This is a genomic window from Arsenicicoccus sp. UBA7492 (assembly GCF_002479615.1).
Classification (GTDB): Bacteria; Actinomycetota; Actinomycetes; order Actinomycetales; family Dermatophilaceae; genus Arsenicicoccus; species Arsenicicoccus bolidensis.
Window position 1 is genome coordinate 21,497 of record NZ_DLOE01000054.1, and the last position, 22,932, is coordinate 44,428.

Here is a 22,932-nt window from a genome sequence, read left to right on the forward strand (position 1 = left end):
TCGTCGGTCGTCATCGCGCGTCACGTCATACGGACGCCGCGGACTCAGCCGACGGTGATGGTGGGGCTGCCGGCGGACTCCTCGTCCGCAGGCTCGCCCATCTCCTCGGCGAGGCGCATGGCCTCCTCGATGAGGGTCTCCACGATCGCGGCCTCGGGGACGGTCTTGATGACCTCGCCCTTGACGAAGATCTGTCCCTTGCCGTTGCCGGACGCGACCCCCAGGTCGGCCTCGCGAGCCTCGCCCGGGCCGTTGACGACGCAGCCCATGACGGCGACGCGCAGCGGCACGGTCATGCCCTCGAGCCCGGCGGTCACGGCGTCCGCCAGCTTGTAGACGTCCACCTGGGCGCGCCCGCAGGACGGGCAGGAGACGATCTCGAGCTTGCGGGGCCGCAGGTTGAGGCTCTGCAGGATCTGGATGCCGACCTTGACCTCCTCGACGGGAGGGGCGGACAGGGAGACCCGGATGGTGTCACCGATGCCCTTGGACAGCAGCGCACCGAAGGCGGTGGCGGACTTGATGGTGCCCTGGAAGGCGGGGCCCGCCTCGGTGACGCCGAGGTGCAGCGGCCAGTCGCCGCGCTCGGACAGCAGCTCGTAGGCCCGCACCATCACGACGGGGTCGTTGTGCTTGACCGAGATCTTGAAGTCGTGGAAGCCGTGCTCCTCGAACAGGCTGGCCTCCCACACCGCCGACTCGACGAGGGCCTCGGGGGTGGCCTTGCCGTACTTCTCGAGGAGGCGCTTGTCGAGGGATCCGGCGTTGACGCCGATGCGGATCGAGGTGCCGTGGTCGCGGGCGGCCGCGGCGATCTCCTTGACCTGGTCGTCGAACTTGCGGATGTTGCCCGGATTGACGCGGACCGCGGCGCAGCCGGCCTCGATGGCGGCGAAGACGTACTTGGGCTGGAAGTGGATGTCCGCGATGACGGGGAGCTGGCTGTGCTGGGCGATCTGCGCCAGGGCGTCGGCGTCGTCCTGGCTGGGGCAGGCCACGCGCACGATGTCGCAGCCAGCCGCCGTGAGCTGGGCGATCTGCTGCAGGGTGGTGTTGACGTCCGAGGTCAGGGTCGTCGTCATGGACTGCACCGAGACGGGCGCGTCACCACCGACATCGACCTTGCCGACCTTGATCTTGCGGGTCTTGCGACGCGGTGCGAGCACCGGCGCCGGAGCAGCAGGCATCCCTAGCGAAACGGTCATGGTGTCAGTATCCCTCACTCATCCGAGCTTGACGGGCCGCACGATGTCGGCATAGATCAGCAGGCCACCCATGACGACCAGGACGACCGACATGGCATAGGCGATGGGCAACCCCTTGGCGACATCTATGTAGCCCGGGTCGGGGCGCCGGGCCACGCGGGCGAACCCGCGACGGATGGCCTCCCACACGGCACCGACGACGTGACCACCGTCCAGCGGCAGCAGCGGGATGAGGTTGAAGACGAAGAGCGCCACGTTGAGCGACGCGATGAGCATGATCAGCGTGATGAGCTTGGAGGTGGTGCCCTCGAGCCCCTGGACCTGGCCGGCGGCGACCTCGCCGCCGATGCGCCCGACGCCCACGACCGAGATCGGGCCGTTGGGGTCGCGCTCCCCCGAGCCGAAGGCCGCCTTGGCGATCCCCACCATCTTCTCGGGGATCTTGACGATGACGCCCGCGGTCTGCGCGACGGCGTTGCCCACCGCCCCCGGCACCGCGGTGATCGGCTGCTTCTCGATCGCACCGACGGGCGCCGACTGCATCCCGATGTAGCCCGTCTGCACGGTCAGCGGCTTGCCGTCCGCCCCGGTCACGGGCACGCCCTCGGCGTCGAGCCGAGGGAGCGCGTTGGTGATGGGGGTGATGGTGAGGGTCTGCTGCTGCCCCGCGCGCTCGACCACGACGGGCAGGGCCTTGCCGGCACTGGGACGCACGACCCGTCCCACGGCGGCGGTGCCGTCGACCGTCGTGCCACCGATGGAGACGATGCGGTCGCCGGGCAGGAGCCCGGCCACCGCGGCCGGGGTGCGCTGGTCGTTCTCGGTGCAGGCGTTCGTGGCGTCGGCGCCGGCCGGGCGCACGCACTCGACGACGGAGGCGACCTTGGCCCCGTGCTCGACGAAGACCCCGTGCCCCATGAGGACGCCACCGATGAGGACCGTCGCGATGACGAGGTTCATGGTGGGGCCGCCGAGCATGACGACGACCTTCTGCCAGCTCTTGCGCTTGTAGAACACGCGGTCCTCGTCGCCGGGCTGGATCTCCTCCATCGACTGGGTGCGGGCGTCGTCGACCATGGCGGCCCAGCGGCCGGTGCTCGAGGCCCGGAGGTGGTGCTCGTCCTCACCCCTGCCCTTGGGCGGGAACATCCCGATCATGCGGACGTAGCCGCCGAGCGGGATCGCCTTGAGGCCGTACTCCGTCTCGCCGAACCGGCGCGACCAGAGCGTGGGGCCGAAGCCGATCATGTACTGCGGCGCCTTGACCCCGAACAGCTTGGCCGGGACCAGGTGGCCGATCTCGTGCAGCGCGATGGAGACACCCACGCCGACGACGACGAACAGGATGCCGAGGATCGTCAGGACCACGGTCATGCGGACTCCTCGGTCATGCGGGCTCCTCGGTCGGGGTGGAGGCGGGACTCAGGCCGAGCACCTCGCGGGCCCGGGCACGCGCCCAGGACTCGGCACGCAGCACAGCGGCAACGTCCAGGTCCGAGGCGTTGTTCCCGACGTTGGCGGCCTGCTCGCCGCCGGCGTGGTGCTCGTCGACGACCCGCTCGACGGTGTCGACGATGTCGAGGAAGCCGATCCGGCCGGCGTGGAAGGCCTCGACGCACTCCTCGTTGGCGGCGTTGTAGACCGCGGGGTAGGTCCCGCCCGCCTCGCCGACCCGGTAGGCCAGCGGGACGGAGCGGAAGGCCTCACGGTCCAGCGGGAGGAACTCCCACGTCGACGCGCGGGTCCAGTCGACCGGCGTCTCCACGTCGCGCAGGCGATCGGGCCAGGCGAGCCCGAGCGCGATGGGCACCAGCATGGTGGGCAGCCCGATCTGGGCGACCACCGCGCCGTCGCACCACTCGACCATGGAGTGGATGTACTGCTGCGGGTGCACCACGACCTCGATGTCGGCGAAGGGCACGTCGAACAGGTGGTGCGCCTCGATCACCTCGAGCCCCTTGTTGACCAGGGTCGCGGAGTTGGTGGTGATGACCTTGCCCATGGCGAAGTTGGGGTGAGCCAGCGCCTGCTCCGGCGTCACCTCGCGCAGCTCGTCGCGGGCGCGACCGCGGAAGGGCCCGCCGCTGGCGGTGATCACCAGCCGCCGCACCTCGTCCCGGCGACCCGCCAGCAGGCTCTGGGCGATGGCGCTGTGCTCGGAGTCGACCGGCACGATCTGGCCCGGCCGGGCCGCACGTGTGACGATCGGGCCGCCGACGATCAGGCTCTCCTTGTTGGCGAGCGCGAGCGTGCTGCCCGCCTGGAGCGCCGCCAGGGTCGGCCGCAGGCCGATCGACCCGGTGATGCCGTTGAGCACGACGTCCGCTCCGTGCGCCGCCACCTCCTCGGAGGCACCCTCCCCCACGACCACCCGCGGGGCGTATGACGCCAACCCGGCCTCACGGGCGGTCGCCGTGATCGCGCCCCGCACCGCCGTCTCGTCGCCGTCCGCGACGCCGACGAGCTCGACCTGGAGCCGGACGGCCTGCTCCGCGAGGAGGGCGAGGTTGCGGCCGCCGGCGCTGAGCGCGGTCGCCGTGAACCGGTCGGGGTTGCGGGTGATCACGTCGATCGCCTGGGTGCCGATGGAGCCGGTGGAGCCGAGGAGCGCGACCGTGCGGTGGCCGGCGCGATAGGTGTGCGCGGGGGGCGGCGGGCTGTCGGCATACGGGCTCTGGCTCACCCGACCATCCTCGCACCGATCGACCCGTGTCTCGGCCGTCCCCGGGGCGTGCCGGTTCAGTCGGTGGGCCCGCCGCCGGACTGCAGCACCCGCCAGGTGTCGGGACCGACGATGCCGTCGACCGTCATGCCCAGCCGGGTCTGCAGCGTGCGGACGGCGCGCTCGGTGTCGGCGCCGAAGCGTCCGTCCGCGGTGACCGGGATGTCCTGTGCCGCGAGCGATCGCTGCACCCGCGAGACCGCCTCGCCGGTGCTGCCCCGGCGCAGCCTGGGCGTGGGGCCCTGCGAGAGGAGCAGGGTCCACACGTGCGCCTCGACGTGGGGGACCCAGGCCTGCCAGCCGAGCCGGCGGGCGACCTGGTCGTAGGCCTGCCTGGTCACCGGGCCGTAGACGCCGTCGACCGTCAGGCTCGCTCCCTGCTGGCGGAGCAGGCACTGGAAGGCCTCGACCGCCGGACCGCGCGCCCCGGGATCGAGGTCGGGATAGCGCCGCAGGGTCGGGGAGCACGCCCGGGCGGCGGGGGCTGCGCCTGCGACGACCACGCTGGTCGGGCTCACGGTAGCGCCCGTCCTCACGGCCTGCGTCGAAGCCGGTCCGGCGGCCGGCGTCCCAGCGGGTTCGGTCACCGGCGCCGAGACCGGCTCGCCCGCCGCCGATCCCGTAGCCGTCGCGGTCACGGTCCGGGTCACCTGCACGACCTCGGTCCCCTCGACCCCCGAGGAGCAGCCCGCGATCGCCGGGCAGAGCGTCAGGACGGCGGCAGTGGCCACGGCTGCGGCGCTGCCCCTCCCGGGTGGGATGGAGCTGGTGGAGCGGTTCATCGATGCCTCCTGGTGCCGCGTGGTCGCTGACGATGGTCTCGCGCCGCCGCCTCCAACGGGAGGGGGTGGATCTGAGGATCAGTCTCCGACGTGCTCACCGGTCTGCAGCGCGCGCCAGGTGGCCGGCCCGACGACGCCGTCGACCGTGTGGCCGGTGAGGGACTGGTACTCCCGCACGGCCGCGTCCGTCTGCTCGCCGAAGATGCCGTCGACCGGGATGGGCGAAACCGCGATCCCGATGGCGCGCTGGACCCGACGCACGGCCTCGCCGCGCGACCCCCGGGTGAGCCTGGGTGTGGGGCCGGCTGCGTAGAGGACGATCCACTCGCGCGTCATCACGTCGGGGGACTGGGGTGACTCCCCCAGCGCCCGCTCGACCACCCGGGCGTACGCGATGGCCGTCTGCTCGCCGAACACGCCGTCCACCACGACGTCCTCGCCGGCCTGGTCGAGCAAGCACTGGAGCGTCGCGACGCTGCGTCCGCGCTGCCCCATCGTCAGCAGCCCGTAGTGGTCGGGCGTCCCACAGCGCCCGGCAGCCTGCTCGGGATAGGCGGTCGCGCGACGGCCGGTGGTCGGGCCCTCGCGGGCCGCGACGCCGGGCGAGGCGCCCTCACCGGAACCGGCGTGTGGCTGGGCCGTCGTCGTGACGGTGACGGTCGCGGACGCGGCGGGTGACGGAGACGTCGTGGCTGCAGAGGGCGTCGGCGTCACGGTGACCGTCCGGGTCGGGGCGGCCGTCCCTGCGCCCGCCCCACAACCGGTCAGCGTCACGGTCACCGCTATCGTCAGCGTCCATCCCCCGCCCGCCAGCAGCACCTGCAGGAGGCTGCGGCGCGGCGTCATACGCGTCCCCATGGGGTCATCCTCCCGCGCGACCGGGCAGGACGCGCGAGGACCGCGCACGGCTCACCCGGACGGCGTCTCGACCCACCCTCCACGGCGAGGGGGAGGTCACAGCACGAGGGCGGTCGCGGGGTCACCTCCGGGACTAGGGTGGTCGAGGGCGGCGACCGCCACCGACATCCACGGGGAGGACCATCATGGCCAAGGACCGCACCGGGCTCAGCCTCGGCTACCGCATCATGTGGCGGATCCGCTACGTCGGGGTGAGCGTGTTCGGGCCGGCCCAGCTGGACCCCGACAACGACCCCAAGGACAACCTGCTGCGCGAGCGGCGGCGCAAGGTCGCCGCCGCCCACGCCGCGGCCGGGACGACTCCCCCGGCCTGAGCCCCTCCGGGGCGAGCGGGCCGTATGCCGGGCCCGTCGGCTCAGTGCACCAGGACCGCCACCACGGCGATCACGGGCAGCGACACGAGGGTCGTCAGCAGCACGGCGTCCCGGGCCAGCAGCACGCTGCGGTCGTAGCGCACGGCGTGGGTGAAGACGTTCTGCGCGCACGGCAGCGCGGCGGTCACCACCGCCGCGAGCCGGTGGACGCCGGTCAGGCCGAGCGCGCTCGCCAGGGCCAGGGCGGCCAGCGGCTGCACCCCCAGCTTGCACACGACGATGGTGACGATCTGCCCCGTGGACCCGGAGGCGCCCGGGCGAGGACCCAGCCGCAGCGACACCCCGAAGGCCAGGAGCATCGCGGGCACGGCCATGCCACCGACGATCTCGACCGGCCGCATCACCAGGTCGGGCGGCCGCCAGCCGACCAGGGACATCACGACGCCCGCGAGCGCGCACACCGTCATCGGGTTGCGCCCGACCGCGAGCAGCGTCTCGAGCGGGCGCGGGCGACGGCCGAGGGCATCGACGTCCATCAACGCCATGGCGAGCGGGGTGAGGCAGACGAGCTGCAGCAGCAGGGTGGGTGCCATCAGGGCGACGTCGCCGAGGACGTAGGCCGCGATGGGGATCCCGAGGTTGCCGGCGTTGACGTAGGCCGCGGCCAGCGAGCCGATCACCGCCTCGCCCAGGTCCGGGTGCCAGCGCGGCACCACGACGGCGAGGTAGACCGCCACGGTGATCACGACGGACGAGGCGGACACGAGCAGGTTGTGCCCCACCACCTGGGCGAAGGGGGTGCGGGACAGCACGTCGACCAGCAGCGCGGGCGAGGCCACGAAGAAGGCCAGGCGGGACAGCACGCGTTGCGCGCTCGCGTCGAGGACCCCGAGGTGCGCGAGCAGGAAGCCCAGCCCCGCGAGGGCGCCGATGATCCAGAACCCCGCGGCGACACCGGACATGGCGTGCTCCTCTCAGCGCTCGGTGGACGGGAGGCGTCCACCGAGCAGACGGGCCGCCACCGCGCAGGCGACGGCGGCCAGCAGCATGAGCACGCCGATGACGTTGGCCTCCGCCGGGATCCCCCGCAGGTAGGCCGTGTAGACATAGGTCGGGAAGGTGGCGACCTCGCCCGACACGAAGGTCGTGATGATGACGTCGTCGATGCTGAGGGCGAAGGACAGCAGGGCTGCGGCGACCACGCCGGGCAGCACCCCCGGCACCGTGACCCGCCAGAAGGTCGCGGCGGGCCCGGCATACAGGTCGGCGGCCGCCTCCTCCAGGCCGGGATCGAGCGACTCGAGCCGCGCCCGCACGGTCACGACGACGAAGGACAGGCAGAACATCACGTGCGAGAGGACCACGGTCCACCACCCCAGCTCGAGCCCCACGCGGGTGAAGCCCTGCACGAAGATCGTCAGCAGGGACGCGCCGAGGACGACCTCGGGGGTGGCCATGGGCAGCAGCACCAGTGCCTCGACCGCCCGTCGGCCGCGGAACCGGCCCCGCGCCAGCGCGAGCGCCATCATGGTCCCCAGCGTGGTGACCAGCACCGTCGAGGCGAGCCCCACCTCCAGCGAGGTGCCGAGCGCCTCGCAGACCCCCGGGGCGCCGCACGGGTCGCGCCAGTGGTCCAGGGTGGGGCGGCCGCTCCAGGCGATGTTGGACCTCGTGTAGCCGTTGAACGAGAACACCACGACGTAGGCCACCGGCAGGAGCAGGTAGGCCAGCACCAGCACGGACACCAGGACGACGACGTGGTCGGCGACCCACCGCCGGGCCGACGACGAGCGCGACGAGCCCCCGCTCACACCAGCTCCCGGGTGCCGTAGCGCCGGAGGTACAGCAGGACGAGCACGAGGATGGCCAGCATCAGCGTGAACGACAGCGCCGCGGCCACCGGGTAGCCACCGATCACGCGGAAGAACTGGGCGTCGATGGCGTTGCCGACCATCGACGTGCCGCGGTCCGAGCCGAGCAGGTCGGCGTTGACGTAGTCTCCGGCTGCGGGGATGAAGGTCAGCAGCGTCCCGGCGACGATGCCCGGCATCGCCAGCGGCACGGTGACCAGCCGGAAGGTCTGCCACGGGCCGGCGTAGAGGTCTGCGCCGGCGGCCAGCACCGACCGGTCCACCCGCTCCAGGGAGGCGAGGACGGGCAGGAGCATGAAGGGCAGGAAGGTGTAGGTCAGGCCCATGACCACGGCGAACGGCGTCTCGGTCAGGTGCCCGCCGGGCAGCAGGTGCAGCGCCCGCAGGGTGGACGCGACCGGCGCGTCGTCGGCGAGGATCTGGCGCCACGCGACCGTGCGCAGGATGAACGGCGTGAAGAACGGCGCGACGACCAGCACCATGAGCACGCCACGCCACCGCCCCGCGCGGAAGGCCATGGTCCAGGCCAGCGGGAACGCCAGCACCAGGCACAGCAGCGTCGCGAGGCCGGCATACAGGAAGGACCGACCCAGCTGCCCGCCGAAGCCGGTCAGGGCCACGAGGTAGTTGCCGACGTTGACGTCGCGGTAGTAGTAGCCGGGGAAGCCCGGGTAGCCCGACTGCAGGCTCACGCTCGCGAGCTGCACCAGCGGCGCGACGAACAGAACGCCGAGCCAGAGCAGCCCGGGGAGGAGCAGCAGGTATGCCGCGCGCCTGCTCACGGAGAGGTCACCCGCACGGGCGCGGACCCCGCTGCCGAGGCGTCGGCGCCGAGATCGGCGTCGCTGCCCTCGCCGACCTCGCCGACCGTGTCGACCTCGTCGCCCTCGTCGCCCTCGTCGCTGGGGAGCGTGAACGTGTGCCGCAGGTCCCAGGCGACGGTGACGAGGTCCCCCGGGCGAGCCGTGGCGTCGACGTCGAGGTTCTGCTCGTAGGCCGTCCAGGTGCCGACGCCGGGGACGTCCAGGACGTACTGCGTCGCCACGCCCGTGAACGCGACGTCGAGCACGCGCGCCCCCGCGAGGACGTTCGCGACGGACCGCCGGCGGACCTCGGCCCCGTCAGCGACGATCCGGACCTTCTCCGGTCGCACCCCGACCAGCGAGCGCCTGGCGTCCGGCGCGGCGGCCCGTGACCGCAGCACCCGCACCCGCTGGCCGCCGAGCTCCACGACGAGCAGGTCGCCCTCCGCCCCGACCACCGTGACCGGGGCGAGGTTGGACTGCCCGAGGAAGGTGGCGACGAACCTGGTCCGGGGCAGGTCGTAGAGCTCGGCCGGGGGCCCGAGCTGCTCGATCCGGCCCTGGCGCATCACGGCGACGGTGTCGGCCATGCTCATGGCCTCCTCCTGGTCGTGCGTGACGTGCACGAAGGTCAGGCCCGTCTCGGCCTGGATCCGCTTGAGCTGCAGCTGCATCTGCCGCCGCAGGCGCAGGTCGAGGGCGCCCAGCGGCTCGTCCAGCAGGAGCACCTCGGGCCGGTTGACCAGGGCCCGCGCCAGCGCCACGCGCTGCTGCTGGCCACCGCTGAGCCGGGAGGGGCGGCGGCTCGCCATACCGTCGAGCTCGACGAGGGCGAGCGCCTCGCGGGCCTGCTCGGCGGCCGCCGCGCGCGGGACCCCACGACGGCGCGGCCCGAAGGCCACGTTGTCGCCGACGCTGAGGTGCGGAAAGAGCGCGTAGGACTGGAACACCGTGTTGACCGGGCGCTCGTGCGGCCGCAGCGGCGTGACGTCCCGCTCCCCCAGCAGCACCCGCCCCGCGTCGGGGCGCTCGAGCCCCGCCACCATCCGCAGGGTCGTCGTCTTGCCGCACCCCGAGGGCCCCACGAGCGCGAAGAAGCTGCCCGCCGCCGCGTGCAGGGACAGGTCGTCCACGACCACGTCCCGCCCGAAGCTCTTGGTGAGGCCGTCGAGCCTCAGGTCACCGGCGCTCACTGCCCCACCACCTGCGTCCACATCGCGGCGTACTCCTGCTCCTCGCGCGGGTCCAGGGCCCGGAACACGCTCGTCCGGCGCGCCAGGAAGTCCGCCGTGGGAAAGATCAGCGGGTCCTCGACGCGCTCGGGGTCGACCTTCTCCATGGCCTTCTGCGCGCCGGCAACCGGGCAGATGTAGCCCACCCACGCGGCGACCTGCGCGGCGATCTCGGGCTGGTAGTACCAGTCGAGCAGCCGCTGGGCGTTGCGCCGGCGCGGCGAGGTGACCGGAACGACGGCGTTGTCGCTCCACAGCATCCCGCCGGACTCGGGGACGACGAAGGTCCACCGCTCGTTGCCGGTCTCGGCGCGCAGCGTCGCGATGTCGCCGCTCCACACCAGGCCGGCCAGCGCGTTGCCGCTCTGCAGGTCCTGGACGTAGGAGTTGCCGCGGATCCGCCGGATCTGGCCGTCGCGCAGCCGGCGGTCGACGACCTCGACGGCGGCGGCCAGCTGGTCGCGGGTGAAGGGCCTCGCCGGGTCGACGCCCTGGCTGCGCAGGATCACGCCGAGCGTGTCGCGCCACTCGCTCAGCCCCACGACCCGGCCCTCGAGGTCGGGACGCCACAGGTCCTCGACGGAACGGATCTCCTTGACCTTGCTCGCGTCGTAGCCGATCCCCGTCAGGCCGGACTGCCACGGCAGCGAGTACTGGCGTCCCGGGTCGAACGGCGCGTCCATCAGCTCGGGCAGCACGTTGCCGGCGTGCGGCATCCGGATCAGCTCGAGCGGCTGGACCAGCTCCTGGTCGATGACCCGGTTGACCATCCAGTCCGACAGGACGACCAGGTCACGCCCGATGTCCTGGCCGGCGCGCAGCTGCGGGGCGATCTTGTTGACGTAGAGGTCGTTGTCGTCGATCTCCTCGGAGTAGCTCGCCTGGATCCCGGTGGCCCGGACGAAGGCGTCGAGGGTCGGGAACCGCTTGGTGGACTCGTCCTGGTCGAGGTACTGCGTCCAGCTCGCGAACGCGACCCGGCGGTCGGTGGCCGAACGGTCCACCGGCAGCGCCCTGGTCGTCCGCGCGGCCGCGGGGGGCTCCGGCGGGGCGCAGGCCGCGAGCAGGCCGGCAGCCGCAGCCGAGCCGAGCAGGCTGCGGCGCGACAGCGCGCGGTCGGGCATCAGGCACGGACCTCCGGGGGCGGCCCAGGTGGGCGGAGACAAACCTGGGCAACGCTACCAGCGGTATGCCGGGGCCCGGCGCGCGGACGACGGACGTGAGAGGGCCGGTCGCCCTGCGGCGACCGGCCCTCACGACATACGGCGGGCGTGGTGCAGGCTCAGCCCTGGGGCCGGAGCACGGCCGTCAGACTGTCGAGCACGCTGCGGTCCTCGATCGTCGACGGCACCTGCGCCTCCTGCCCGTCCGCGATCTGGCGCATGGTCTTGCGCAGGATCTTGCCGGAGCGCGTCTTGGGCAGACCGTCGACGATGTCGACCTGGTTGAGGGCGGCGACGGCGCCGACCTCCTCGCGGACGCGCTGGACCAGCTCCTTGCGGAGCGTCTCCTGGGCCTGCGGGGTCGACGCGTCGATGCCGGACTTGAGCATGACCAGCGCGCGGGGCACCTGGCCCTTGAACGAGTCGGCCACCCCGATGACCGCGCACTCCGCCACGGCGGGGTGACCGGCGAGCGCGGCCTCGATCGACCCGGTCGACAGGCGGTGGCCGGCGACGTTGAGCACGTCGTCGGTGCGGCCCATGACATAGAGGTAGCCGTCCTCGTCGATGTAGCCACCGTCGCCGGTCAGGTAGTAGCCGTGGTAGGCCGACAGGTAGCTCGAGACATAGCGGTCGTCGTCCTGCCACAGCGTCGGCAGGGTGCCGGGGGGCATGGGCAGCTTGATGACGATGGCGCCCTCGGTGCTGGCGGGGACCTCGTTGCCCTGGTCGTCGAGGACGCGCACGTCATACCCGCAGACCGCGGTCGACGGCGAGCCGGGCTTGATCGGCAGCTCCTCGATCCCCCGCGGGTTGGACGCGATCGGCCAGCCGGTCTCGGTCTGCCACCAGTTGTCGACGACGGGCTTGCCGGTGCGCTCGGTCGCCCAGTGGTAGGTGTCGGGGTCGAGCCGCTCGCCCGCGAGATAGATCGTGCGCAGGCTGGACGTGTCGTAGTCGGCGAAGAGCTTCGCCTCCGGGTCCTCCTTCTTGATCGCCCGGAAGGCCGTGGGCGCCGTGAACAGCGAGGCGACGCCGTAGTCCTGCACGACCCGCCAGAAGGCGCCGGCGTCGGGGGTGCCGATCGGCTTGCCCTCGTAGACGATCGTGGTCGCGCCCACCAGGAGCGGGGCGTAGACGATGTAGGAGTGCCCGACCACCCAGCCGACGTCGGAGGCGGTGAACATCGTGTCGCCCGCCTCGATGCCGTAGAGGTTGGGCATCGACCAGCGCAGGGCCACGGCGTAGCCGCCGCTGTCGCGCACGATCCCCTTGGGCTTCCCCGTCGTGCCGGAGGTGTAGAGGATGTAGAGCGGGTGGGACGACTCGACCGGCACGCACTCGGCGGGCTGCACGACCCCGGGGCGCATGACCTCGGCCCAGTCCAGGTCACGCTCCCCCATCTCGGCGGGCTGCTGCTCGCGCTGCAGGATGACGCAGCGGTCGGGCTTGTGCTCCGCGCGGCGGATCGCCTCGTCGAGGTAGGGCTTGTAGGCCACGACCCGCTTGGGCTCGATGCCGCAGCTCGCGCTGACGACGACCTTGGGGGCTGCGTCGTCGATGCGGGCGGCCAGCTCCTGGGGGGCGAAGCCACCGAACACGACCGAGTGGATGGCGCCGATGCGGGCGCACGCCAGCATCGCGACGACGGCCTCGGGGACCATCGGCATGTAGATGACGACCCGGTCGCCCTTGGTCACGCCGAGGTCGCGCAGCACGCCGGCGAAGCGGGACACCAGCTCGAGCAGCTCGGCGTAGGTGTAGCTCGCGCGGGCACCGGTGACCGGGCTGTCGTAGTGCAGGGCGGCCTGGTCGGCGCGGCCGTGGACCACGTGGCGGTCCAGCGCGTTGTAGCAGACGTTGAGCCAGCCGTCGGGGAACCACGTGTAGAACGGGGCCCGGCTCTCGTCGAGGACCTGCCTCGGCTTCGTGATCCAGTCGATGTCCTTGGCCGCCTCGGCCCAGAAGGCCTCGGGGTCCTGCCTGCTCGTCTCGTACGCCCTGGCGTAAGCACCCTTGCTCATGCCTCCATCCAACCCGCCGGGCCGGGCGACGGCCAGCGGGACACGGTGTGGCCTGGACGACAGGTAGGTCGAGCGCGGCGAGTGGTCGGTCCCGGTCGCGAGGCGAGGGACCGACCACTCGGGCCGTATGACGGGCGGCCGGGCTAGGCCGGGCTAGCCCGGCTGGCCGGGCTAGGCCGGGCTGGCCGGGCTAGGCCGGACGAGCGGGACTCGGCCGGCGGGTCAGCAGCCGCCGAGGCGCAGGCCGCGCAGGACCTTGACCGGGGCGACGCCGCACCCGACCTGCGCGGTGCCGAGGTCAGCGACGCGCCAGCGGCCGGCCACCTTGCGCAGCAGCACGGTGGCGTCGTCGGTCTGGCCGCGCGTGGGGTGGACCGTCGCCCGCGCCCAGGTCGGGGCGCCGGGGGCGAGGCTGATGCGCTGGACGCGCCAGTCGGCGCGCTTCCAGCCCCGCAGCTGCTTGTCGTTGGCGATGGCGACGTAGATCTGGTGCACGGTGGCCCGCGTGACGACCGCCGAGCGGGCCCGGGTCGCCGAGACCTGGTGCGTCGCCGCGACCGGCTTGGCCGCCGGGGCAGAGGTGGGCGCAGCCAGGGCGGGTGCCGACAGGCTGAGCGTCAGGGTGAGGGCGGCGGTGGCGGTGGTGGCGATGAGGGAACGGCGGGACATGGCTGCGGGGGTCCTTCTGACGAGAGTGCTCTGGCGCGGTGCGCCAACGACATCATGCAGACGCCGCAGGGCGCCGGATGGTTGGCCCGTGTCCCCGAGAGTTCATCGCAGACGCGTCACGCATGATGACGGCATGGAGATCGAGGACCTGCCCACCCTCACGGCCCTGCTCGACGACGGCCACAGCCTGCACGGCGTGCGCGTCCAGGGCGTCGACCTCGACGCGTGCGCCGAGCGGCTCCTGGCCCGCTCGGACCTGCACGGGCTCGTCGTCCTCGGCGGCGCCATGGCACCGCCGCTCGTGCGTCACCTGGTCGGTGCCGGGGCGGTCGTCTTCCCCACCGTCCACGACTCCCCCGTCGACGTCTACCGCTCGCGTCTCTACTCCCCGGAGGAGCTGTATGCCGGGATCGCCCGGGGCTACGACGACACCCCGGACGCGCTGGCCTACGCCTGGTCGCAGGACGCGAGCCTCGTCGGTGACCCTTATGTCGCCGTGCTGCGCTCCCTGCACGACGACTCCATGGAGGACGCCCTCGACGACCTGCTGGCGGACCGGCGCGTCGTCGGGATCATGGGCGGGCACGGCGTCGAGCGCGGGACCGCGCGCTATGCCGAGGCCGCGCGCCTGGGGCGGGCGCTGGCGGCATACGGCCTGGTCGTCGCCACCGGGGGCGGGCCGGGCGCGATGGAGGCCGCCAACCTCGGCGCCGCGTGCCCGGACGACGCGACGCTGGAGGCTGCGCTGCGGCGGCTGGCCACGGTGCCGTCCTTCCGGCCGGAGGTGAGCCCCTGGGCCCGGGTGGCCCTGGAGGTACGCGACGGGTTCGGCGCCCCCGATGCGGTGACGAGCATCGGCATCCCGACGTGGTTCTACGGCCACGAGCCGCCCAACGCGTTCGCGCAGGCCATCGCCAAGTTCTTCTCCAACGCCCTGCGCGAGGACCTGCTGCTCGCCCGCTGCACGGCGGGGGTCGTCGTCCTCCCCGGCGCCGCGGGCACGGTGCAGGAGGTGTTCCAGCTGACGACGCGGCTCTACTACGCCGCCGAGGGCGAGACCGTGCCGCTGGTGCTGGTCGGGCGCGAGCACTGGACCCAGACCCTGCCGGTGTGGCCGTTGCTCCAGGCCCTCGGCCACGGCCGCGAGATGGGCGACCGGATCCACCTGGTCGACGACATCGCCGACGTCCCCGAGCTGCTCCGCGAATCCAGCACCCCCCCTGCGCTGAGAACCCCCGCCCGTCGACAGAGTGGTCACATCCTCGACGTCTGCGCGTCGCTGGTGCGGGATCTGTGACCACTCTGCGCGGCGACCCATCGCCCGCTCGGGAGGGCTGGGACGGAACTCCTCGGGGTACGAACGACGTTGGACGACCTGGACCTGACCGCCGCCCCCTGCAAAGGACACCGCCCTGACCCCCCTCGCGCTCCTCGCCCAGCTCCCCTCGGCGGCCCCCGACAGTAGCGGGATCACCGGGTGGGCCGTCAGCCTCATGGAGACCCTCGGCGGACCCGGCGCCATGGTGGCGACGATCCTCGACAGCGTCTTCCCGCCGATCCCCAGCGAGCTCATCCTGCCGCTGGCGGGCTTCACCGCCTACCGCGGCGGCATGACGCTGGCGGGCGCGATCATCTGGAGCACCGTCGGATCCCTGATCGGCGCGCTCATCCTCTACTGGGCCGGCGCCGTCCTCGGCCGCGAGCGCGTCAACTCCATCGCCCGCAAGGTCCCCCTGGTCGACGTGCACGACATCGACAAGGGCTTCGAGTGGTTCGACCGGCACGGGCGCACCGTCACGTTCTTCGGCCGCATGGTGCCGATGGTGCGCTCGATGGTGTCCATCCCCGCCGGCGTCGAGCGGATGCCGCTGGCGACCTTCTGCCTGCTCACGACGCTCGGCTCGCTCTGCTGGAACTCGGCCCTCATCCTCGGCGGCTACGCCCTCGGGTCGCAGTGGGCGCGCATCGAGGAGTGGGCCGGCTGGTTCCAGTACGCCGTGATCGCGTTCTTCGTCATCCTGATCGCGCGGTGGGTGCGGCAGAAGCTCAAGGGGCGCCGGACCCCCTGACCGTCAGGCCGTGGCCGCCGCCAGCTGGCCGCACGCCCCGTCGATGTCCTGCCCCCGCGTGTCACGCACGGTCGTGGAGATGCCGCGACCGCGCAGCCGCTCCACGAACTGCTGCTCGACGCCCTTGCGGCTGGCCGTCCACCGGCTGCCCGGCGTGGGGTTGAGCGGGATGGGGTTGACGTGCACCCACCCGTTCCCTCGCGCGTTGAGCTTGTCGGCGAGCAGCTCGGCGCGCCAGGCCTGGTCGTTGATGTCCTTGATCAGGGCGTACTCGATCGACACGCGTCGCCCGGTGGTGTCGAAGTAGCGGCGCGCGGCGTCCAGCGCCTCGTCGACCTTCCACCGGGTGTTGATGGGGACCAGCTCGTCCCGCAGCTCGTCGTCGGGGGCGTGCAGCGACAATGCCAGGGTGACCGGGATGCCCTCGCCCGCGAGCTTGTCGATGCCGGGCACCAGCCCGACGGTGCTCATCGTGATCCCGCGCGCGCTCATCCCGAGACCTGCCGGGGCGGGCTCCACGAGACGCCGGATCGCGCCGATCGAGGCCTTGTAGTTGGCCAGTGCCTCGCCCATCCCCATGAACACCACGTTGGACACGCGCAGCGGCCCCTGGTCGCCCTCGGGCATCGGGCCGAGCTCGCTGGCCCGCAGCGCACGGGCAGCGCTCACGACCTGCTCCACGATCTCGGCGGTGCTCATGTTGCGCTGCAGCCCACCCTGGCCGGTGGCGCAGAACGGGCAGTTCATGCCGCAGCCGGCCTGGCTCGAGATGCAGATCGTCGCCCGGCCGGGATAGCGCATGACGACCGACTCGACGAGGGCGCCGTCGTGCAGCCGCCACACCTTCTTGTGCGTCGCTCCCCCGTCGGCGACCCGCGTCGTGATGGGGGTGAGCAGCTGCGGCAACGCCTGCGCGACCAGCTCGGCGCGCTGGGCCTTGGGCAGGTCCGGCATGTCCTCGGGGTCCGTCACCAGCCGGTCGAAGTAGTGCACGCTGAGCTGCTTGGCCCGGAAGCCCTGCTGCCCGAGCTCGGTCACGAACGCCTTGCGCTCGTCGAGCGCGAAGTCGGCCAGGTGGGCCGGCGGCTTGCCGCGGCGCGGCGCGGAGAAGGTCAGCTGGCCCGGCACCGGACGGGTCGTCGGCGTGGGCAGGTCCTGCGGCTGGGAGGCACTCATCGCTCACCATTGTCTCAGGTATGACGCCCCGCCGGCCCCCACGCGTGGTGACGCCCTTCGCGCGGCCGTGCCGGCAGCTCAGACCGCCGCGGGCACGAGATAGGTGATGACCAGCCAGGCCATCGGCGCGGTGAGCAGCAACGAGTCCAGCCGGTCCATGATGCCGCCGTGCCCCGGGAGGATGTGGCCCATGTCCTTGATGCCGAGGTCGCGCTTGATCACGGACTCGCACAGGTCCCCGACCGTCGCGGTGACGCAGGCCGCCGCGCCCAGCAGCACACCGGTCCACCAGGGGGCGCGGAGCAGCCAGGTCGTGCAGATGGCCCCCACCAGCATGCAGGTGACCATCGAGCCGGCGAACCCCTCCCAGGACTTCTTGGGCGAGATGGACGGCGCCATGGGGTGCTTGCCCTTGAGCACGCCGACCGCGTAGCCGCCGATGTCGGAGAACACCGTGACCGCGATGAAGGTCACCACCCGCAGCTCGCCGTCGGTCTGGGCGAGCAGCAGGATGCAGAAGCTGGCGAGCAGCGGCACGTAGGCCAGGGTCAGGACTCCCCCGGAGACGTCCCGCATCGCGTCGGCCACGCCCTGCAGGGAACGCCATACGAGCAGGGCCAGGACCGCCAGCGTGAAGGCGAGGGTGAGCGGCCGGGGTCCACCCCAGTAGGCGCTGGCGAGCATCGCGACGCCACCCACCATCGTCGGCACCAGCGGCACCTGCACCCGGCCGTGGCGGACCGCCTGCACGACCTCCCACATCCCGATGACGATCGCCGCCGTCACGAGCGCCAGGAAGGCCTCCGGCCGCCACGCCAACGACCCGATGATGAGGGCACCCAGACCCACGCCGACCCCGATGGCGGCGGGGAGGTTGCGCCCGGCCTTGCCGGGGCTCTTGGACCGACGGGCCACGTCGAGGGCCCGCTGGATCCGTCGGTGGACCCGCGAGCCCTCGAGGGCCGGCGGCATGTCAGGTGTGGGCACGGTGTCCTTCGCGTCGGTCGCTCAGACGTCGAGCAGCTCGGCTTCCTTGCCCTTGAGCAGGGTGTCGATCTGGTCGGTCAGCTTCTTGGTCAGGGTGTCCAGCTCCTTCTCGGCGCGGGTGCCCTCGTCCTCGCCGACGTCGCCGTCCTTGACGAGCTTGTCGATCTGGTCCTTGGCGCTGCGTCGGACGTTGCGGATCGAGACCTTGCCGTGCTCGCCCTTCTCCCGGGCCAGCTTGATGTACTCCTTGCGGCGCTCCTGCGTCAGCTCCGGCAGGTTGATGCGCAGCACGCCGCCGTCGTTGTTGGGGTTGACTCCCAGGTTGGAGGAGCGCAGCGCCTTCTCGATCTCGTGGGTCGCGCCCTTGTCGAACGGCGTGATCAGGATCATCCGCGCCTCGGGCACCTGGAAGGACGCGAGCTGCTGCAGCGGCGTCGCGGCGCCGTAGTAGTCGACCATGATCTTGTGGAACAGCGCGGGGTTGGCCCGCCCGGTGCGGATGGACGCGAAGTCCTCCTTGGCCACCTCGACGGCCTTGTCCATCTTGTCCTCGGCCTCGAGCAGGATGTCGTCGATCATGGGGTGCCTCCATCGTCCGTATGGCGAAAATCGTCGGGGTCTGACGCTACGAGCCCGGTGCTGCAGGGCACGACCGGGGCTCGCGGCGGTCGGCAGGCGAGCTGCTCAGGCGGTGACCACCGTCCCGATCTTCTCACCACGCACGGCGGCGGCGACGTTGCCGTCGCCCTCCATGCCGAAGACGATCATCGGGAGCTTGTTGTCCATGCATAGGCTGAACGCGGCGGCGTCGACGACCTTGAGCCCCCGCGCGAGGGCCTCGGCGTAGGTCAGGCTGTCGTAGCGCTTGGCGGCCGGGTTGGTCTTGGGGTCGGCGTCGTAGACCCCGTCGACGCCGTTCTTGGCGATCAGCACGGCGTCGCACTTGGTCTCGAGGGCACGCTGGGCGCTGACGGTGTCCGTCGAGAAGTAGGGCATGCCGGCGCCGGCGCCGAAGATGACCACGCGACCCTTGTCCATGTGGCGCATGGCGCGGCGCGGGATGTAGGGCTCGGCCACCTGGGTCATCTCGATCGCGGACTGCACGCGCGTCTCAACCCCTTCCTTCTCCAGGAAGTCCTGCAGCGCCAGGCAGTTCATCACGGTGCCGAGCATGCCGATGTAGTCGGCGCGGGCCCGGTCCATGCCCTTGTCCTGCAGCTGGGCCCCGCGGAAGAAGTTGCCGCCGCCGATGACCACGCAGACCTGGACCTGGCTCTTCACGGCCTCGGCGATCTGCCGGGCGATCCCCCGCACGACCTCCGGGTCCAGCCCCACCTTGCCCCCTCCGAAGACCTCGCCGGACAGCTTGAGCAGCACCCGCTGGTAGCCACGGTTGTCGGGGGTCTCGGTCATCGTGCGGCTCCTTGTCAGGTGGGCGGGTGATCGGTCGGCCGACCGCCGCACAGTCTGTCACACGGCGGCACCCTCCTGGCGACCCGGCAGCCGTCGGTCGGCCACGTCGTCCGGAGGCTGGGACACGACCGAGCCCAGGCCACCGTGAGGTGGGCGCACCGCACCGGGCCCGGTCCACCGTGAGGTGGACCGGGCCCGGTGCGGTGCGCCCAGGGGCGCGGGGATCAGCTGCCGACGCGGAAGCGGGCGAAGGCGGTGGCCTTGGCGCCGCCCTCCTCCAGGACCTTGCCGACGGTCTTCTTGGCGTCCTTCGCGAACGGCTGCTCGAGCAGGACCTGCTCCTTGAAGAAGCCGTTGACGCGACCCTCGACGATCCGGGGGAGCGCAGCCTCGGGCTTGCCCTCCTCCTTGGCCGTCTCCTCGGCGATGCGACGCTCGTTGGCGACCGTCTGCTCGTCGATGTCGTCACGGGTGAGGACGCTCGGCGCGAACGCCGCGATGTGCAGCGCGACGTCGTGCGCGACCTGCTCGTCGCCGCCCTCGGTGGCGATCAGGACACCGATCTGCGCGGGCAGGTCGGGGCTGGTCTTGTGCAGGTAGGACGTGACCTTGTCGCCCTCGAGGCGGGCCACGCGCTTGACCTCGATCTTCTCGCCGATGGTGGCGTTGGCCTCGTCGAGCAGCTCCTTGACGGACTTGCCGTCGACCTCGTGGGCGAGGAGCGTCTCGGCGTCGCCGGCCTGGGAGTCGACCGCGGCCTGGAGCACGGTGTCGGCCAGCTGACCGAACTTGTCCCCCTTGGCGACGAAGTCGGTCTCGCACAGGACCTCGACCAGGGTGCCGACGCCACCGTCGACCTTGGCGCGGACCAGACCGTTGGAGGTGGAGCGGCCCTCGCGCTTGGTGACGCCCTTGAGACCCTTGACGCGCAGGATCTCGGTGGCCTTGGCCTGGTCGCCGTCGGCCTCGTCGAGTGCCTTCTTGACGTCGAGCATGCCGGCGCCGGTCTTCTCGCGGAGCGCCTTGATGTCGGCTGCGGTGTAGTTAGCCATGTGTCGTAGCTACTTTCTACGCGGGTTCGAAGTGGTGGTTGACGCGATCGCTGAGGAGGCTCAGGCCTGCTCGGCGGCGGGCGTGGCCGGCTCGGTCGCCTCGACGGCAGGGGCAGCCTGCTCGACGCCCTCCGGCGCGGAGGCGACCTGCTCGGTGACGTCGGCGGGCTGGGTGCCCTCGGCGGCGGGGGTCTCGGCCTGCTCGGTCGCCTCGGCAGGAGCGTCGGACTTGGCGGCCTCGGCGTAGAGCTCGCGCTCCCACTCGGCCAGCGGCTCGGCCTCGGTGGCGCCCTCGGTGGAGCGACCGGACGAGCGGGACACGAGGCCCTCGGCCACGGCGTCGGCGATCACGCGGGTCAGCAGGGTGACCGAGCGGATGGCGTCGTCGTTGCCCGGGATCTTGTAGTCGACCTCGTCGGGGTCGCAGTTGGTGTCGAGGATCGCGATGACGGGCAGACCCAGCTTGCGGGCCTCGTCCACCGCGAGGTGCTCCTTCTTGGTGTCGACGATCCACACGGCCGAGGGGACCTTGGCCATGTTGCGGATGCCGCCGAGGGTCTTCTCGAGCTTGTCCTTCTCGCGCTTGAGGACGAGGAGCTCCTTCTTGGTGCGACCGGAGCCGGCCACGTCGTCGAAGTCGATCTCCTCGAGCTCCTTGAGGCGCGAGAGGCGCTTGGAGACGGTGTTGAAGTTGGTGAGCATGCCACCGAGCCAGCGGTGGTTGACGTAGGGCATGCCCACGCGGGTCGCCTGCTCGGCGACGGGCTCCTGCGCCTGCTTCTTGGTGCCGACGAACAGCACGCTGCCGCCGTGGGCGACGGTGGCCTTGACGAACTCGAAGGCGTCGTTGATGTAGGTCAGCGACTGCTGCAGGTCGATGATGTAGATGCCGTTGCGCTCGGTGAGGATGAAGCGCTTCATCTTGGGGTTCCAGCGACGGGTCTGGTGCCCGAAGTGGACGCCGCTCTCGAGGAGCTGGCGCATGGTGACGACGGCCATGCCGAGGTCCTTCTCTCTGTCGTTGTCAGTTACCCACGGTCGCGCGGCGGGTGCCACGGCCGTGCCTGGCGCCTGCGTACGCACCCCGCCGACCAGGGGTCGGACTGCCGTGGTGCGCCCCGGACTGCATCGAGATCGACTCGTCCGGCGAGAAGGCGCGCGAATTCGGGATAGGTGCTCCCGGCCGAGGCCAGGCACACGTCACCCGTCCTGCCATCTTACGTGGAGGGCTTCACCGCGACCTAATTCCCACCCGGCACGCCCCGCCGGGGCGCCAGCACGGCGTCACGGCGGCACGGGGGGTCGGCTACCGTCGCCCCATGCCTCGCACCCCCGGCCACCCCGCGCTGACGCCGTTCGGCACCACCGTCTTCGCCGAGATGACCGCGCTCGCCCAGCAGCACGACGCGGTCAACCTCGGGCAGGGCTTCCCGGACTCGGACGGTCCGCCCGAGATGCTCGAGGCCGCCTGCCGCGCGATCCACGACGGCCTCAACCAGTACCCCCCGGGTCCCGGCATGCCGGTGCTTCGCGAGGCGATCGCCGAGCACCAGTCCCGCTTCTACGGGCTGACGGTCGACCCGGGCTCCGAGGTGCAGGTCACGGTCGGTGCCACCGAGGCCATCGCGTCGACCATCCTGGCCCTGGTGCGTCCCTGCGACGAGGTGGTCGTGCTGGAGCCCTACTACGACAGCTATGCCGCCACGATCGCGCTGGCGGGCGGGGTCCGTCGCACGAGCATCCTGCGCTTCCCCGACTTCGCCGTCGACGAGGCCTCCCTGCGGGCCGCGTTCTCCGAGCGTACCAGCGTTGTCCTGCTCAACAGCCCCCACAACCCCACCGGGCGAGTCCTCTCGCGGGCCGACCTGGAGCTCGTGGCCGAGCTCGCCCGGGAGCACGACGCGTGGGTCGTGTGCGACGAGGTCTACGAGCACCTGACCTTCGACGGGATCGAGCACGTGCCCATGGCCACCCTCCCGGGGATGCGCGATCGCACCGTCACGATCTCGTCGGCCGGCAAGACCTTCTCCGCCACCGGGTGGAAGGTCGGCTGGCTCACCGGCCCCGCGCACGCCGTCGCCGCCGTGCGGCAGCTCAAGCAGTTCACGACCTTCGCCCACTCCGGACCGTTCCAGGTCGGTGTGGCGACCGCCCTGGCCCTGCCCACCGAGCGGTATGCCGAGCTGGCGTCCACCCTGCAGATCCGGCGCGACCTGCTCGTCGACGGGCTGCGCTCGGCCGGGCTGGACGTGAGCGTCCCGGCCGGCGCCTACTTCGCCGTGGCGGACGTCGCTCCGCTCGGGGGAACCGACGCCATGGCGTTCTGCCGCCGGATGCCCGAGGAGCTGGGCGTCGCCGGTGTGCCCGTCGCCGCGTTCCACGACGACACCGAGGCCGCTCGGTCCCTCGTGCGCTTCGCGTTCTGCAAGCAGGAGGACGTGCTCCGCGAGGCCGCTCGGCGCCTGACCAGGCGAGCCCCCGTCGACCGTCCCTGACCGGTCGGGGGCTCCGGCCTCCCCGTCGTCCACAGCC

At 72.0% G+C, this 22,932-nt stretch carries 22 protein-coding genes; 4 read left to right on the top strand and 18 right to left on the bottom strand.

Annotation, left to right across the window (positions count from 1 at the left end):
* Positions 1-44: 44 nt before the first annotated feature.
* The 5 genes from ispG to B4E97_RS16370 form a co-directional block, all read right to left on the bottom strand.
* Positions 45-1,205 carry a flavodoxin-dependent (E)-4-hydroxy-3-methylbut-2-enyl-diphosphate synthase gene (ispG, locus tag B4E97_RS16350; protein ID WP_029211803.1) on the bottom strand — a complete coding sequence of 387 codons (1,161 nt, stop codon included), beginning with the start codon at positions 1,203-1,205 and terminating at the stop codon, positions 45-47.
* Between the two features lie 18 nt (positions 1,206-1,223).
* Positions 1,224-2,579 (bottom strand): M50 family metallopeptidase, encoded by a 1,356-nt coding sequence (locus tag B4E97_RS16355; RefSeq protein ID WP_029211804.1) that lies wholly within the window; start codon positions 2,577-2,579, stop codon positions 1,224-1,226.
* Between the two features lie 13 nt (positions 2,580-2,592).
* Positions 2,593-3,792 (bottom strand): 1-deoxy-D-xylulose-5-phosphate reductoisomerase, encoded by a 1,200-nt coding sequence (gene dxr, locus B4E97_RS16360; protein ID WP_414632801.1) that lies wholly within the window; start codon positions 3,790-3,792, stop codon positions 2,593-2,595.
* Between the two features lie 152 nt (positions 3,793-3,944).
* On the bottom strand, positions 3,945-4,709 hold the full coding sequence (locus B4E97_RS16365) for a peptidoglycan-binding domain-containing protein (protein WP_286960782.1): 765 nt from the start codon (positions 4,707-4,709) through the stop codon (positions 3,945-3,947).
* 78 nt (positions 4,710-4,787) lie between these two features.
* Positions 4,788-5,567, bottom strand: a complete 780-nt coding sequence (locus B4E97_RS16370; RefSeq protein WP_084412776.1) for a peptidoglycan-binding domain-containing protein — start codon at positions 5,565-5,567, stop codon at positions 4,788-4,790.
* A 185-nt stretch (positions 5,568-5,752) separates the two neighbouring features.
* Between B4E97_RS16370 and B4E97_RS16375 the strand changes: the two genes are divergently transcribed.
* Positions 5,753-5,941, top strand: a complete 189-nt coding sequence (locus tag B4E97_RS16375) for a hypothetical protein (protein ID WP_019284528.1) — start codon at positions 5,753-5,755, stop codon at positions 5,939-5,941.
* Between the two features lie 41 nt (positions 5,942-5,982).
* Here the strand turns inward: B4E97_RS16375 and B4E97_RS16380 are convergent, their stop codons facing one another.
* The 7 genes from B4E97_RS16380 to B4E97_RS16410 form a co-directional block, all read right to left on the bottom strand.
* Complete coding sequence (locus B4E97_RS16380) at positions 5,983-6,903, bottom strand: AEC family transporter (protein WP_286955611.1); 921 nt, start codon at positions 6,901-6,903, stop codon at positions 5,983-5,985.
* Positions 6,904-6,915: 12 nt separating this feature from the next.
* A complete protein-coding gene (locus B4E97_RS16385) occupies positions 6,916-7,752 on the bottom strand; it encodes an ABC transporter permease (protein WP_286955610.1) in 837 nt (278 codons plus the stop codon).
* Positions 7,749-8,594, bottom strand: coding sequence for an ABC transporter permease (locus tag B4E97_RS16390; RefSeq protein WP_019284525.1), 846 nt, complete (start codon positions 8,592-8,594; stop codon positions 7,749-7,751). Before B4E97_RS16390 ends, B4E97_RS16385 begins: the two co-directional genes overlap by 4 nt.
* Complete coding sequence (locus tag B4E97_RS16395) at positions 8,591-9,808, bottom strand: ABC transporter ATP-binding protein (protein WP_286960784.1); 1,218 nt, start codon at positions 9,806-9,808, stop codon at positions 8,591-8,593. Before B4E97_RS16395 ends, B4E97_RS16390 begins: the two co-directional genes overlap by 4 nt.
* Positions 9,805-10,971 (bottom strand): polyamine ABC transporter substrate-binding protein, encoded by a 1,167-nt coding sequence (locus tag B4E97_RS16400; RefSeq protein ID WP_286960786.1) that lies wholly within the window; start codon positions 10,969-10,971, stop codon positions 9,805-9,807. The genes B4E97_RS16395 and B4E97_RS16400 overlap by 4 nt, the downstream gene beginning before the upstream one ends.
* A gap of 158 nt (positions 10,972-11,129) precedes the next feature.
* Positions 11,130-13,034, bottom strand: a complete 1,905-nt coding sequence (locus B4E97_RS16405) for a propionyl-CoA synthetase (protein WP_286960787.1) — start codon at positions 13,032-13,034, stop codon at positions 11,130-11,132.
* 222 nt (positions 13,035-13,256) lie between these two features.
* The gene (locus B4E97_RS16410; RefSeq protein ID WP_286960788.1) at positions 13,257-13,703 is read right to left on the bottom strand and encodes a hypothetical protein; all 447 of its coding nucleotides are present in this window, start codon (positions 13,701-13,703) and stop codon (positions 13,257-13,259) included.
* A gap of 133 nt (positions 13,704-13,836) precedes the next feature.
* Here B4E97_RS16410 and B4E97_RS16415 point away from each other — a divergent pair, with 133 nt between their 5' ends.
* A complete protein-coding gene (locus B4E97_RS16415) occupies positions 13,837-15,000 on the top strand; it encodes an LOG family protein (protein WP_286960789.1) in 1,164 nt (387 codons plus the stop codon).
* A 196-nt stretch (positions 15,001-15,196) separates the two neighbouring features.
* A complete protein-coding gene (locus B4E97_RS16420; RefSeq protein ID WP_286960790.1) occupies positions 15,197-15,772 on the top strand; it encodes a DedA family protein in 576 nt (191 codons plus the stop codon).
* A 3-nt stretch (positions 15,773-15,775) separates the two neighbouring features.
* Here B4E97_RS16420 and rlmN read toward each other — a convergent pair whose 3' ends face one another.
* From rlmN to rpsB, 6 genes are all read right to left on the bottom strand, one after another.
* Positions 15,776-16,948 carry a 23S rRNA (adenine(2503)-C(2))-methyltransferase RlmN gene (gene rlmN / locus B4E97_RS16425; RefSeq protein WP_286960791.1) on the bottom strand — a complete coding sequence of 391 codons (1,173 nt, stop codon included), beginning with the start codon at positions 16,946-16,948 and terminating at the stop codon, positions 15,776-15,778.
* Positions 16,949-17,026: 78 nt separating this feature from the next.
* On the bottom strand, positions 17,027-17,935 hold the full coding sequence (locus B4E97_RS16430) for a phosphatidate cytidylyltransferase (RefSeq protein ID WP_286960793.1): 909 nt from the start codon (positions 17,933-17,935) through the stop codon (positions 17,027-17,029).
* 21 nt (positions 17,936-17,956) lie between these two features.
* Positions 17,957-18,514 (bottom strand): ribosome recycling factor, encoded by a 558-nt coding sequence (gene frr, locus B4E97_RS16435; RefSeq protein ID WP_239262649.1) that lies wholly within the window; start codon positions 18,512-18,514, stop codon positions 17,957-17,959.
* A gap of 105 nt (positions 18,515-18,619) precedes the next feature.
* On the bottom strand, positions 18,620-19,348 hold the full coding sequence (gene pyrH, locus B4E97_RS16440; protein ID WP_239262651.1) for a UMP kinase: 729 nt from the start codon (positions 19,346-19,348) through the stop codon (positions 18,620-18,622).
* A gap of 224 nt (positions 19,349-19,572) precedes the next feature.
* Entirely contained in the window at positions 19,573-20,400 is an 828-nt protein-coding gene (tsf, locus tag B4E97_RS16445; protein ID WP_239262653.1) for a translation elongation factor Ts, read from the bottom strand.
* A gap of 60 nt (positions 20,401-20,460) precedes the next feature.
* Positions 20,461-21,399: a 30S ribosomal protein S2 gene (gene rpsB / locus B4E97_RS16450; protein WP_029211813.1), complete on the bottom strand. Its 939-nt coding sequence runs from the start codon at positions 21,397-21,399 to the stop codon at positions 20,461-20,463.
* Positions 21,400-21,719: 320 nt separating this feature from the next.
* On the opposite strand from rpsB, the gene B4E97_RS16455 reads away from it, so the two are divergent.
* Positions 21,720-22,895, top strand: a complete 1,176-nt coding sequence (locus B4E97_RS16455; protein WP_286960795.1) for a pyridoxal phosphate-dependent aminotransferase — start codon at positions 21,720-21,722, stop codon at positions 22,893-22,895.
* The last annotated feature ends 37 nt before the right edge of the window (positions 22,896-22,932 follow it).

Coding starts and splice junctions, on each gene's coding strand:
- ispG (WP_029211803.1), bottom strand. CDS start 1,205: ATGACCGTTTCGCTAGGGATGCCTGCTGCTCCGGCGCCGGTGCTCGCA.
- B4E97_RS16355 (WP_029211804.1), bottom strand. CDS start 2,579: ATGACCGTGGTCCTGACGATCCTCGGCATCCTGTTCGTCGTCGTCGGC.
- B4E97_RS16365 (WP_286960782.1), bottom strand. CDS start 4,709: ATGAACCGCTCCACCAGCTCCATCCCACCCGGGAGGGGCAGCGCCGCA.
- B4E97_RS16370 (WP_084412776.1), bottom strand. CDS start 5,567: ATGGGGACGCGTATGACGCCGCGCCGCAGCCTCCTGCAGGTGCTGCTG.
- B4E97_RS16375 (WP_019284528.1), top strand. CDS start 5,753: ATGGCCAAGGACCGCACCGGGCTCAGCCTCGGCTACCGCATCATGTGG.
- B4E97_RS16380 (WP_286955611.1), bottom strand. CDS start 6,903: ATGTCCGGTGTCGCCGCGGGGTTCTGGATCATCGGCGCCCTCGCGGGG.
- B4E97_RS16400 (WP_286960786.1), bottom strand. CDS start 10,971: ATGCCCGACCGCGCGCTGTCGCGCCGCAGCCTGCTCGGCTCGGCTGCG.
- B4E97_RS16405 (WP_286960787.1), bottom strand. CDS start 13,034: ATGAGCAAGGGTGCTTACGCCAGGGCGTACGAGACGAGCAGGCAGGAC.
- B4E97_RS16410 (WP_286960788.1), bottom strand. CDS start 13,703: ATGTCCCGCCGTTCCCTCATCGCCACCACCGCCACCGCCGCCCTCACC.
- B4E97_RS16415 (WP_286960789.1), top strand. CDS start 13,837: ATGGAGATCGAGGACCTGCCCACCCTCACGGCCCTGCTCGACGACGGC.
- B4E97_RS16420 (WP_286960790.1), top strand. CDS start 15,197: ATGGAGACCCTCGGCGGACCCGGCGCCATGGTGGCGACGATCCTCGAC.
- rlmN (WP_286960791.1), bottom strand. CDS start 16,948: ATGAGTGCCTCCCAGCCGCAGGACCTGCCCACGCCGACGACCCGTCCG.
- frr (WP_239262649.1), bottom strand. CDS start 18,514: ATGATCGACGACATCCTGCTCGAGGCCGAGGACAAGATGGACAAGGCC.
- pyrH (WP_239262651.1), bottom strand. CDS start 19,348: ATGACCGAGACCCCCGACAACCGTGGCTACCAGCGGGTGCTGCTCAAG.
- tsf (WP_239262653.1), bottom strand. CDS start 20,400: ATGGCTAACTACACCGCAGCCGACATCAAGGCGCTCCGCGAGAAGACC.
- rpsB (WP_029211813.1), bottom strand. CDS start 21,399: ATGGCCGTCGTCACCATGCGCCAGCTCCTCGAGAGCGGCGTCCACTTC.
- B4E97_RS16455 (WP_286960795.1), top strand. CDS start 21,720: ATGCCTCGCACCCCCGGCCACCCCGCGCTGACGCCGTTCGGCACCACC.